The sequence below is a fragment of the Flavobacterium jumunjinense genome, assembly GCF_021650975.2.
Lineage (GTDB): Bacteria > Bacteroidota > Bacteroidia > Flavobacteriales > Flavobacteriaceae > Flavobacterium > Flavobacterium jumunjinense.
This window is the reverse complement of the sequence record NZ_CP091285.1, coordinates 2482534-2494806: the sequence shown is the minus strand read 5'-3', so window position 1 is coordinate 2494806 and position 12273 is coordinate 2482534. Positions and strand designations below refer to the sequence as shown.

General features: G+C 31.7%; 12 protein-coding genes. 8 read left to right on the top strand and 4 right to left on the bottom strand.

From position 1 onward, the window contains the following. Nucleotides 1–306: 306 nt before the first annotated feature. Nucleotides 307–2064 (top strand): aromatic amino acid hydroxylase, encoded by a 1758-nt coding sequence (locus L2Z92_RS10970; RefSeq protein WP_236452940.1) that lies wholly within the window; start codon nucleotides 307–309, stop codon nucleotides 2062–2064. A gap of 64 nt (nucleotides 2065–2128) precedes the next feature. Then, nucleotides 2129–2437, top strand: coding sequence for a rhodanese-like domain-containing protein (locus L2Z92_RS10965; RefSeq protein ID WP_236452939.1), 309 nt, complete (start codon nucleotides 2129–2131; stop codon nucleotides 2435–2437). Between the two features lie 130 nt (nucleotides 2438–2567). Here L2Z92_RS10965 and L2Z92_RS10960 read toward each other — a convergent pair whose 3' ends face one another. From L2Z92_RS10960 to L2Z92_RS10950, 3 genes are all read right to left on the bottom strand, one after another. Further along, entirely contained in the window at nucleotides 2568–3197 is a 630-nt protein-coding gene (locus L2Z92_RS10960) for a DUF4230 domain-containing protein (protein WP_236452937.1), read from the bottom strand. Between the two features lie 10 nt (nucleotides 3198–3207). Further along, nucleotides 3208–4164 carry a GSCFA domain-containing protein gene (locus L2Z92_RS10955; RefSeq protein ID WP_236452936.1) on the bottom strand — a complete coding sequence of 319 codons (957 nt, stop codon included), beginning with the start codon at nucleotides 4162–4164 and terminating at the stop codon, nucleotides 3208–3210. An 87-nt stretch (nucleotides 4165–4251) separates the two neighbouring features. Continuing rightward, on the bottom strand, nucleotides 4252–5022 hold the full coding sequence (locus L2Z92_RS10950; RefSeq protein ID WP_236452935.1) for a hypothetical protein: 771 nt from the start codon (nucleotides 5020–5022) through the stop codon (nucleotides 4252–4254). Nucleotides 5023–5113: 91 nt separating this feature from the next. Here L2Z92_RS10950 and L2Z92_RS10945 point away from each other — a divergent pair, with 91 nt between their 5' ends. The 3 genes from L2Z92_RS10945 (at nucleotide 5114) to L2Z92_RS10935 (ending at nucleotide 7112) form a co-directional block, all read left to right on the top strand. Next, nucleotides 5114–5500: a RidA family protein gene (locus L2Z92_RS10945; RefSeq protein ID WP_236452934.1), complete on the top strand. Its 387-nt coding sequence runs from the start codon at nucleotides 5114–5116 to the stop codon at nucleotides 5498–5500. Nucleotides 5501–5519: 19 nt separating this feature from the next. Then, nucleotides 5520–6101, top strand: a complete 582-nt coding sequence (locus L2Z92_RS10940; protein ID WP_236452933.1) for a Crp/Fnr family transcriptional regulator — start codon at nucleotides 5520–5522, stop codon at nucleotides 6099–6101. A 75-nt stretch (nucleotides 6102–6176) separates the two neighbouring features. After that, nucleotides 6177–7112, top strand: a complete 936-nt coding sequence (locus tag L2Z92_RS10935) for a ketopantoate reductase family protein (RefSeq protein ID WP_236452932.1) — start codon at nucleotides 6177–6179, stop codon at nucleotides 7110–7112. Nucleotides 7113–7455: 343 nt separating this feature from the next. Here L2Z92_RS10935 and alaS read toward each other — a convergent pair whose 3' ends face one another. Further along, nucleotides 7456–10092 (bottom strand): alanine--tRNA ligase, encoded by a 2637-nt coding sequence (alaS, locus tag L2Z92_RS10930; RefSeq protein ID WP_236452931.1) that lies wholly within the window; start codon nucleotides 10090–10092, stop codon nucleotides 7456–7458. Nucleotides 10093–10287: 195 nt separating this feature from the next. Between alaS and L2Z92_RS10925 the strand changes: the two genes are divergently transcribed. From L2Z92_RS10925 to L2Z92_RS10915, 3 genes are all read left to right on the top strand, one after another. Then, a complete protein-coding gene (locus tag L2Z92_RS10925) occupies nucleotides 10288–11265 on the top strand; it encodes a M23 family metallopeptidase (protein ID WP_236452929.1) in 978 nt (325 codons plus the stop codon). 68 nt (nucleotides 11266–11333) lie between these two features. Then, nucleotides 11334–11666, top strand: coding sequence for a MerR family transcriptional regulator (locus tag L2Z92_RS10920; RefSeq protein WP_236452927.1), 333 nt, complete (start codon nucleotides 11334–11336; stop codon nucleotides 11664–11666). A gap of 10 nt (nucleotides 11667–11676) precedes the next feature. Then, nucleotides 11677–12273 carry a LemA family protein gene (locus tag L2Z92_RS10915; RefSeq protein WP_236452925.1) on the top strand — a complete coding sequence of 199 codons (597 nt, stop codon included), beginning with the start codon at nucleotides 11677–11679 and terminating at the stop codon, nucleotides 12271–12273.

The following is a 12273-nucleotide window of genomic DNA, read 5'->3' as shown; positions in this document are numbered from 1 at the left end:
TTCTATTTAACCTTTAACAAAATTGTTTAACACATAATATAATTTCACCAAAGACTTCTTATCTTTTATTGACAGAATTGCCTTATTTAAAACCAATACCGTTACTCAAATCACCCATGTATCACCTTTAACAAAACCCACATTAAGTAAAACTTTGTTAAAGGCTTTTCTATAAAGTCCATTAAATCATTTCCCAAATCCAAACATTACAATTTGTTACACATTTAACAAATATTGTAGCAAAGCACTAGAAAAAGGCACGCAAAAATTTCGTATTTTTACGCAACAATAATTTTATGTGAAACTATGGAAACGCATTTTGAAAGCAACCCTTTGATTGACAGACTACCAAAACATTTAAAACAATTCATTAAGCCGCAAGACTATGAAGACTATACACCTATCAATCAGGCAGTATGGCGCTATGTAATGCGTAAAAATGTCGATTATTTGTCTAAAGTAGCACATGAATCCTATTTGGAAGGGCTTCAAAAAACAGGTTTGGAGATTGAAAACATTCCAAACATGTATGGCATGAACCGTATTTTGAAAGAAATTGGTTGGGCTGCGGTTGCAGTAGATGGTTTTATTCCGCCTAATGCTTTTATGGAATTTCAAGCCTATAACGTATTAGTTATTGCTTCCGATATTCGTCAATTAGAACACATAGAATATACACCCGCTCCCGACATTATTCATGAAGGTGCTGGACATGCTCCTATTATTGCAAATCCAGAATATGCAGAATATTTACGCCGTTTTGGAGAAATTGGCTGTAAAGCCATTTCTTCTTCTCATGACTATGAAATGTATGAAGCCATTCGTTTGCTTTCTATTTTGAAAGAAGCAGAAGGTACGCCAGAAAACGAAATTAAAGCCGCAGAAGACCAAGTAGAATATCTTCAAAATAATATGGGTGAATTATCGGAAATGGCTCGTATTCGAAACCTACATTGGTGGACTGTAGAATATGGTTTGATTGGTACGGTTGACAACCCAAAAATATATGGTGCTGGTTTGCTTTCTTCTATTGGAGAAAGTGCATGGTGCATGACTGATAATGTAGAGAAACTGTCTTACAATATTTCGGCTGCCGATAAAAGTTTTGATATTACAAAACCACAACCACAATTATATGTAACGCCAGATTTTGCACATTTGAGTTCTGTTTTGGAAGAATTTGCGAATACTATGGCTTTACGAACTGGTGGTTTGTCTAGCGTTAAAAAACTAATCGATTCACAATCGTTAGGAACTATCGAATTGAGTACTGGTCTTCAAATTTCGGGTGTTTTTACCAACGTGATTGAACATGACGGAGAACCTGTTTATGTGCAAACTACTGGAAAAACAGCACTTTCATATAGAGAAAAAGAATTAGTTGGTCATGGTACCGAATACCACGCGGAAGGTTTTGGATCTCCAATAGGTATGCTTAAAGGGATTAACCTGACGATTGAAGACATGAGTCCAAGAGATTTGAGAGCCTATGATATTTTTGAAGGTGAAAAAGTAATTCTTGAATTTGAAGGTGATATTATTGTTTCGGGTATTATTGTTACAGGAACTCGTAACTTGAAAGGGGAAATTTTATTAATTAAACTAAAAGATTGTACGGTTACACATAAAGGAAACATGCTTTTCCAACCGGAATGGGGCGTGTATGATATGGCAATTGGAAAAGAAGTTATTGCTGCTTTTTCTGGCCCTGCCGATGTGAATAGTTTCGATATGATTACGCACGTACCTTCGTCGACTACTATAAAACCAAAAGTTTCTGTTGAAAAACAAGAATTAGAAATCCTATACAAAAGTGTTCGTAACCTTCGGGAAGGAAAAAAGGCAACAACAACATTAAAGGAGGCTTTCGGAGCTGTTTCTGCAAATCATAAAAAAGATTGGTTATTGAGTGTTGAAATTGCTGAATTGGCAAAGAAAACAAACGATACCGATTTATTAAACAAAGTTGTTAATCACTTAGCTGCTGTAAAGTTAGCACGACCAGAAGCGTCATTATTAATAGACAACGGATTAGAGTTAATCTTAGAAACAGCAACCGCATAAAGTAACTATTGTTACAAATAGGTTTCAATATACCCTTTATATTTGCTGTATAAAATTGAAAATTATGGGACTTTTAAACATATTAGGATTAGGCAGTAAAAACAATGAGATTGAAAACTTTGTTGCTAAAGGTGCAATTATTTTAGACGTTAGAACATCACAAGAATTTGCAGACGGACACATTGAAGGTTCTAAAAATATTGCTTTACAAGTTTTGGATGGGAAAATTGCAGAAATCAAAAAATGGAACAAACCTGTTATTGCATGTTGTAAATCGGGAATGAGAAGTGGACAAGCAACTTCTATCTTAAAACAAAATGGTATTGACTGTATTAATGGTGGTGGTTGGACAAGTTTACAAAGTAAATTGTAGACACTACTATTTTAAATAAACCGTTTTTTAATAAAAATTGAGAAATGCTGTAAAACAAAAAAGGTATCGAGATTTTATTTTCTCGATACCTTTTTTTATGCTTTATATAAAAACCAGTGAATACTCCTATTTATAATTTTAAATCGGTTTCTTTCTGAATTACATTTCCGTTATATTGTAATGTCCATCCCATCGAATTGGTTAGAATCTGCATTTTAAACAATTCGGATAGCAATCTATTTTTAGCGTTCGATTTCAATGTCGATTTTTCAATTCGCTTGGCTAAACTTTCTTTTGCTAATTTATTTATTTTATTATGATCTGCCCCTGTAAATTCATTAAACGTACTCGACTCGGTATTGTAATATTTAATTTCTGGACTAATTTTTATTTCTTCCTTTGGAATATTGGTAATCGTTACTATTTTGTTTTCTGCATCAATATCATAAGTAACCAAACTCAAATCAAAACTAACAGTAACATCGGCATTAATCACAACTAATGCTTTTTTATCGAAGTTCAAACCTGGAATATAGGTCTCTTTTCGGTCTTTATAGGTCAATACTTCTGCAAAATGACCTTCGGTAACCACTAGCTTACCCACATTTTTAATTTGCTGCTGAATGAGACTTGTATCTGATTCTATAGTTGAAGTTTGGCTTGTCGCTGTAAAGAATTTATATCCAAGAAACAATACTAATCCTAGTAATACAACAACTATCCATTTTCTTATTTCGGTGAGACCATTAAATAAACCCATGCGCTATTTTTTAAAATTGAATAAATAAAAATTCCGACTGCAAATTACTAATTTTTCTTTGTGTATTTTCTATAAACTTCAAATGACTTTCACTGTTGGGATTAAAAGGACGATGTGCTAATGCTTTTTGAATAGTAGACACTTCTTCCATCGTTGAAAAACTTGCTTCGGAAATATATCCTTTCTTAAACTGCTCCCAAATATAATCCACAGCAATTGTGTTTGGGTGTAGCATGTCTTCAGTATAAAAACGATAATCGCGCAACTCATCCATCATAATCTCATAGGAAGGAAAGTAGTTAGCGTTCTCTTTTAAGTGTTCAGTATTCAGTGAATTATGTATTGCACTAATTAAATGCGCTTTACTGACATTGTTTTCTACAAAACCATCTTTGATATGTCGCACTGGAGAAACGGTAAAAATGAAACTACAATTCGGATTTACAGCAGTAACTAAAGACACAATATTTTGCAAACTTGTTTCTACTTCATGTATCGATAGCAATTGCTTTGAAAACTGTTTTTGCGGTACTTTATGGCAATTGGCTACAACTTCATTCGTTGCATTAAATAGATATACCCATGAAGTTCCAAGTGTAATACTACAATGAGTCACCTCTCTTAACTGTGTATGGGTAGCGTCAATTAATTCATTCAACTGCTTTAAAAATGAATCTCTATTTGGGTTCGATAATTCAGAATGTACTTCATAGCAATGCCATAAATCATTATGAAAAAAAACATCTTTTTCGGTAAAATAATGCTTAGTAACACTTCGTGTAATTACTTTTTCTAAAGACACCGAGTTAAAAATAATGCCAAAAGGATTCACGCTATTTTGAAACTTAAAATAATTGAATTTCTTACCTATATTTTCGGCAAAACAAGAACCTAAAGAAATTATCTTCGATTGATAATCGATAGGAATTGAAGTTTTACGAATAGGAATTGAGGTTCGAAATTGCATCTTGGTAATTTTTATCAAAAATAGCAATAAAAAAGAAACCCAAAACACTTGGTCTTGGGTTTCTTACTATTTGTTTTCTTTAGAATATTAGTAGAAATAATCAATTGTATGATCTAATACTAAATTTTCATCATATTCTTTTTTCTGAATAGGAAATCCGCTACTATTATAGCTAAATACATTTGTAGTAATATAAGTATCGGTAGTTGTAGTTCCTCCAGAAGTATATTCAGCAACTTCAGTTTCTTTAGTTATATTATTTTTTTGAGATTTATCTTCGTCTAACAATTTATCAAAACCAATAATATTTATTGCTGGATTCTTTTTATCATCAAACAAATACGTTGTTGTTGATGTTGAATTAGTCCTAATTACTTCTTTCTTAATAATATTATTATTTGCGAAAAATAATTTCCCATTATGAATAGTATTCGTTACGTTAGTCGCTATCACTATAGAATAATTAGTAAAAGAAACTGTACCGTCTGAGTTATAGGTATAATCTGTTCTGTTTTTCTGAGTTGCTCCTGATTCAATTTCTTCCATAGAAACTAATTTCCCATTATTATAAAAATAATTAGTTGTAAACTCTAAAGTCGTATTATCAAAATCTTCAATCTTAGTTATTAAATCCCCAGTATAGGTGTATAAGGTTTTTGAATTATCAGTACTACCTATAAAACTTACAATCTTATTTCCATCATAAGTTGCATCATAAAGATCTGTATCTGTTCCCTCAGTATAGATTGTTTTTTTTAAAAGAGTGTTTTCTGCTTCATTTGTTCCAGAATCATCATCTTTTGAACATGATGTAAAAACCAAAGCGATTGCGCTTACTAGTGTTAAAAATTTTTTCATTGTTGTATTTATTTTTTACAAAGAAATAAAAAAAACAATAACTTGTATGCACAATTTTTTAAAACATTCTAAACTTTAACATTAATACGAAATGACTACTTTCTCTAAAAAATACTACAATCCCAATGAAGGTTTTTCGCAAACCGTTGCGGTTACTACTGGTAATTTTAAAACACTATATATATCTGGACAAATTGGTGATGGAGTTGATTTAGAAGCGCAAACAATAGCAACTTTTAAAAACCTAGAACGCGAATTAGAACAATGCGATGCTACGTTTAAAGATGTTGTAAAAATGAATACTTACATTGTTAATTTTAATCCTACTGAAGATTTACCTATCTTTCGTAAAGTACGCAAGCAATTTCTAAATACCGAAAATTATCCAGCCAGTACCTTAGTTGGTATTCAAGCGTTAGGAAAAGAAGAATGGTTAATCGAAATTGAAGCTGTTGCAGTAGTTGAAATAAAATTGTAAACAAAATATAAATCAACACATGACCAAAGAGGCATTAAATCACTATTTTCATTCTCTATTTCCAATTGAAGATGCTATTGTTTGTCAGATTACTAAAAAATTCGAATCGTTTTCACTAAAAAAAAGCGAGCTATTACTAGCTGAAAACAGAATTAACAATAAAACCTATTTCTTAGAAACGGGTTATGTTCGTTCCTATACTTTCGACTCTAAGGGAAATGAAATAACAACCAATCTTTTTACGGCTCCTTGTTTTGTTAACGATTTTCTTTCCTTTTTTAAAGAACAACCCACCAAAGAAAATTACGAAACCTTAACCGATTGCACTTTTTGGCAAACCGATCTAGAAACAGTACAAGAAAACTTCCATTCTATTCCCGAATTTAGAGAATTTAGTCGGATGCTTTTTGTTGTTAATTATTACAAACTACATGATAGGGTTTTAGAAATGGCAAAAAACACTGCAGAAGAAAGGTATCTCAATTTATTGAAAAATCAGCCTACTATTTTTCAGAATGTTTCGCTAAAAATAATTGCTTCTTTTTTAGGCATTACAGATACTTCATTGAGCAGAATTCGAAAAAAAACAGCACTGCTTTAATTTCTTTCCATTTGACAAGTTGCTACACATTTTTTGTTTGGATATTTGCTGTAACAAATTATTAAAACTTCTCTAATGAATATAAAAAATACAATCATTATTGGCACAGGAGGTGTTGGTGGCTATTTTGGTTTCAAAATTAATGAAGCAAACACTAACTCGCATTATCATATTACTTTTTTAGCACGACAAACTACCTATAAAATTATAAAGGAAAAAGGGTTAACCTTACTGTCTCCCGAACATGAAAAAAATATTACTTTCCCTGATGCTATTATTGAAAAATGTAGCGAAATAAGTAATCCCGATTTAATTCTAATATGTGTAAAAGAATATGATTTAGAAAATATTTGTACGCAACTGCTCTCCGTTATCAACGAAAAAACAATTTTTCTTCCCCTGATGAATGGTGCCGACATTTATGAACGTATTCGAAAGATTATACCAAAAAACACAATTTTACCAGCTTGTGTTTATGTAGCTTCTCATATTAAAGAAAAAGGAATTGTCGAACACAAAGGAATTACTGGTAAAATTGTTTTAGGCAAAGACCCAAATCATCCACAAGAAGACATTCAATGGGTTGTTTCTCTACTAAAAAATAGTGGAGCAACTGTCGATTTTCAAGAAGATGCTTTTCCTGCAATTTGGACAAAATTTATGTTTATTGCTAGTTTCGGATTGGTAACTGCTCGCTATAATAGACCAATTGGTGATGTTTGCCAAGATGAGTTATTAATACAAAGGGCGACAGCAATAATGCAAGAAATTGAGGCAATTGCAAAAATGAAAAACATTCCTTTAGCTAAAGATGTAATAGCTGCTACTTTTGAAAAAGCTAAAACGTTTCCACCATCTACTCCTACTTCACTACAATTAGATGTGAACAGCAACAAAGAAAATAACGAACTTAATTTGTTTGCCGGTGCCATTATTAACTATGGAGAAACACACAACATAAATACGCAACACACACAGAAAATATACGCAGAAATTATAGCTAAACTCTAATTTACATTATTTTCCGTACTGTTTTCTACATAAAAACACTCCTAATTCCTCTTCGAAATCATCTTTCAAAGAGGAATTTTTGTTAAAAAACATGTTGTTTTTCAGCCTTTATTAAACGGTATAATTAAAAAATATTAAAACAATCTATTTTATTTATAGTTCATGCTTCAATATAAAGAGGACATTTCTGAATACTGAAAAGCAACCGAAATTAATTATCTCTTGATAACAGCTTGATTAAAAAAGTATCATTTATTAGAAAAATTGAGTAAGCCAAAAAATAAAAAAATCCCTTTTAGCATATGAAACTAAAAGGGATTTTATAAATGTAATTATTCTTTTACTATTTCACAAAATCAATTGCTTTTTCCAAAGCTTCCTTAATTCCGTCTACATTTTTTCCACCAGCAGTTGCAAAGAACGGTTGTCCACCACCACCACCTTGGATGTATTTTCCTAATTCGCGAACTACTTGTCCTGCATTTAAACCTTTGTTCGCAACTAATTCTTTAGAGATATAACACGTCAACATTGGTTTGTCTTCTGTAGCAGTAGCTAAAACTAAGAACAAATTGGTTTCATTATTCCCTAACTCATACGCTAAGTCTTTTGCTCCATTTGCATCTAAATCTACTAGCGTTGCTAAAAACTTAATACCGTTTATCTCTTGAATTTGAGCGGCTAAATCTCCTTTTAATCCTTTTGCTTTATCTTTTAATAACTGCTCTACTTGTTTTTTCAACTTAGCGTTTTCATCTTGCAATGAACCTACAGCTTTTAAAACATCTTGCGGATTTTTCAAGGTTTCCTTAATTTCTGTCAATGTGTTTTCTTGATTCGCAAAGAAATCTTTCACAGCATCACCTGTAATTGCTTCGATACGTCGAATTCCTGCTGCAACAGCTCCTTCAGAAATAATTTTAAAATGCCAAATATCTGCTGTGTTTGCAACGTGAATTCCTCCACATAATTCCATAGAATCTCCAAACTTAATCGCACGAACATTGTCTCCGTATTTTTCTCCAAACAAAGCCATCGCTCCTTCGTCTAATGCTTGTTGAATTGGAATACTTCTTCTTTCTATTAAAGGAATCTGTTCTTCTATTCTTTGATTAACAAAATTTTCTACTTGTTTGATTTCTTCATCCGTTACTTTTGAAAAATGAGAAAAATCGAAACGCAGATTATTTGGGTTTACCAAAGAACCTTTTTGTTCCACATGTGTTCCTAAAATCGTTCTTAAAGCCAAATGCATTAAATGCGTAGCTGAGTGATTCTTAGAGGACGCTGTCCTTAAACCAGTATTTACTTTAGCCACAAAACTAGCTTCAATATTCTCTGGCAACTGTTTTGTAATATGTAATATTAAATTATTTTCTTTTTTAGTATCTATGATTTCTATCGTTTCATTTGCTGAAACTAAAGTTCCTTTATCTCCTACTTGCCCACCACCTTCTGGATAAAATGGCGTATTATTTAAAACGATTTGGTATAAAACACCATCTTTTTTAGAATCAACTTTACGAATACGTGTAATTCTTACTTCGTTTTCAATTTCATCATATCCTACAAAAGTTTCTACATTTCCATCAACTAAAACTTTCCAATCATCTGTTGAAACTTCAGAAGCTGCACGAGAACGGTCTTTTTGTTTTTTAAGTTCTATTTCGAACTCTTCCTCATTATATGACAAACCTCTTTCTTTCAAGATTAATCCCGTTAAATCTTTAGGGAAACCAAAGGTATCATATAACTCAAATACTTTTATACCCGATACTTCTTTCACTTTTGTTTCTAGAATAACAGTATCTAATAATTGTAATCCTTGCTCCAAAGTTCTCAAGAAAGAAGCTTCTTCTTCACGAATCACATTGGTTACTAAAGTTTGTTGTTTTTTAATTTCAGGGAAAAACTCGCCCATCTGATTCGCCAACACTTCTACTAATTGATAGATAAAAGGTTCTTTAGTATCTAAAAAAGTAAAGCCGTAACGAATAGCACGACGTAGAATTCTACGAATTACATAACCCGCTGCTGTGTTAGAAGGCAATTGTCCGTCTGCAATAGCAAAAGCAACAGCACGAACGTGATCGACAATTACACGAATGGCAATATTCGTTTTATTTTGTTCTTCACTTATATTTTTAACTTCGTTTGAAGTATATTTTAACCCTGTTATCTTTTCTACTTTTTCAATAAGTGGTGTAAAAACATCGGTATCATAATTAGAAGTTACATTTTGCATTGCCATACACAAACGCTCAAATCCCATTCCTGTATCTACATGTTGTGCAGGTAATTTTTCTAATGATTTGTCTGCTTTACGGTTAAATTCCATAAATACATTATTCCAAATCTCTACTACTTGCGGATGATCTTCATTTACTAATTCTCTACCCGATTTAGCCGCTCTTTCCTCATCGGTACGCAAATCGACATGGATTTCCGAACAAGGTCCACAAGGTCCTTGATCTCCCATTTCCCAGAAATTATCTTTTTTATTTCCTAAGATGATTCTGTCTTCTGTTACAAATTGTTTCCAAATATCAAATGCTTCTTGGTCAAACGGAACATTTTCCTCTTCATTCCCTTCAAAAACAGAGACATATAAACGATCTTTATCTAGTTTCAATACATCTGTTAAAAACTCCCAAGCCCAAGCAATTGCTTCTTTTTTGAAATAATCACCAAAAGACCAGTTTCCTAGCATTTCAAACATAGTATGATGATAGGTATCAAAACCTACATCTTCTAAATCGTTATGTTTACCCGAAACACGAAGACATTTTTGCGTGTCGACTATACGATTACTTTTAGGGATTGCGTTTCCTAAAAAATATTCTTTGAATTGGGCCATTCCTGAGTTATTAAACATCAAAGTTGGATCATTTTTTAGCACAATAGGTGCAGAAGGAACAATTAAATGTCCTTTGCCTTCAAAGAATTGTAAGTACGCTTTGCGAATGTCTTGTGATTTCATTAAAATTTATTTTTATTTATATTTTTCAAGGTTTTACAAACCTAATTTCTTTTAAATCAAATAGTCTGGAACGTTGTATACAAAAAAACTAAAAGTTTCGTTATAAAAAATAGATTAAAATGAAACATTTTTTAATTTTGTTCGTATAACCATTATACACCATTCAATTTGGTGCAAAAATAGTAATTTTAAAACATGTCTAAAGTAAAATATTATTACGATTCTGAAAATTTAGCTTATAAACGCATTAAACCTCAACGTCGTAAAAAATTTGGTTATGCTTTTTTGTTCCTACTCTCTTCTGCTTTGTTTGGTTTTTTATGTTTAATATTATTGATAAACACTCCTTATTTCGAAACACCTAAGGATAAATTACTAACAGGAGAACTAGAGGCTATGAAGCTAAACTACAAGCTTTTAACCAAACAATTAGAGTTAATGGATGAAGTTTTAAAAGCTATAGAAGAAAGAGACAATAATATTTATCGTATTTATTTTAACACTACTCCTATTAGTAATGAAGAACGAAAATCTGGCTTTGGAGGCGTCAATCGTTATAAATCTTTAGAAGGCTATAATAATTCTGATTTAGTTATAAATACTACAAAAAAAGTAGATCAATTAACAAAAGAACTAGTCATTCAATCCAAATCGTTAGATGAAATTGTTGTTCTAGCAAAACAAAAAGAAAAACTATTAGCTGCTATTCCTGCTATTCAACCTGTAAAAAATGAAGATTTAAAAAGAATGGCTTCTGGTTATGGATACCGAAGTGATCCTTTTACAAAAATTAGAAAATTCCATTACGGAATGGACTTCACTGCCCCTTCTGGAACACCAATTTATGCAACTGGTGATGGTGTCGTTCTAAAAGCAGATAATTCGCTTTCTGGTTACGGAAACCATATTGAAGTAAGTCATGGCTATGGTTATGTTACCTTATATGCGCATTTAAGCAAATACAATTGTAGGCCTGGACAAAAAGTAAGAAGAGGAGATATTATCGGCTATGTTGGAAGTACTGGCCGAAGTGAAGCTCCGCATTTACATTATGAAGTAATTAAAAATGGAGAAAAAGTAAATCCAATTAATTTCTATTACGGAAGTATTTCTGCCGAAGAATATATTGCGATTTCAAATTTAGCAACACAAGAGAATCAGTCGTTGGATTAGTGTTTAGTCTCCGTCATCAGTACTTGGTTTGAGTTTTAAAATTATAAAAAAATAGAATTTAAATAATTATGCACATCGATTTACCAAAAGATAAATTATATTATAGCATAGGTGAATTAGCTAAAGCCTTTGATGTGAATGCTTCTTTAATTCGCTTTTGGGAAAAGGAATTTGATATTTTAAAACCTAAGAAAAATGCTAAAGGCAATAGAAAATTTACACCAGACGATGTAAAGAACTTACAATTTATTTTCCATTTAGTAAAAGAACGCGGATTTACACTAGAAGGTGCAAAAACACATTTAAAAGAAAATCAGAAAAAAACTTTAGATAAGTTTGAGATTATTAGAAAATTAGAAAACATAAAAACACAATTATTAAATATTAAAAATCATCTTTAAAACAAAAATTATGAAAAAATTCTTACCGTGGATAGTTATTGGCTTATTAGTTATAATTGGATATAGTTATTTCAAAGGCATAAATAATACAGCCGTAAAACTAAACCAAAACATTGAAGAAGCATGGGGAAATGTAGAAACCTCATACCAACGTAGAAATGACTTAATCGGAAATTTAGTTAAAACTGTTAAAGGTGCTGCTGATTTTGAAAAATCAACACTTGAAGCAGTAATAAATGCTAGAGCAAAAGCTACTTCTGTAACAATAGACCCTACAAACATTACTCCTGAACAATTAACTCAATTTAATGAAGCGCAAGGAGGATTAACAGGTGCTTTAGGTAAATTATTAGTATCTGTAGAAAGATATCCAGATCTAAAAGCCAATCAAAACTTCTTAAAGTTACAAGATGAATTATCGAGTACTGAGAATCAAATATTAACAGCAAGAACACGTTTTAATGAAGCCGTTAAGCCTTATAATAATCACGTAACAATATTCCCTAATAGCATTTTTGCAGGCTGGTTTGGTTTTAAAGAAAAAGCTTATTTCAAAGCAGTTGCAGGTGCAGAAAAACCAACTGAAGTAGAATTTGATTTTAAATAA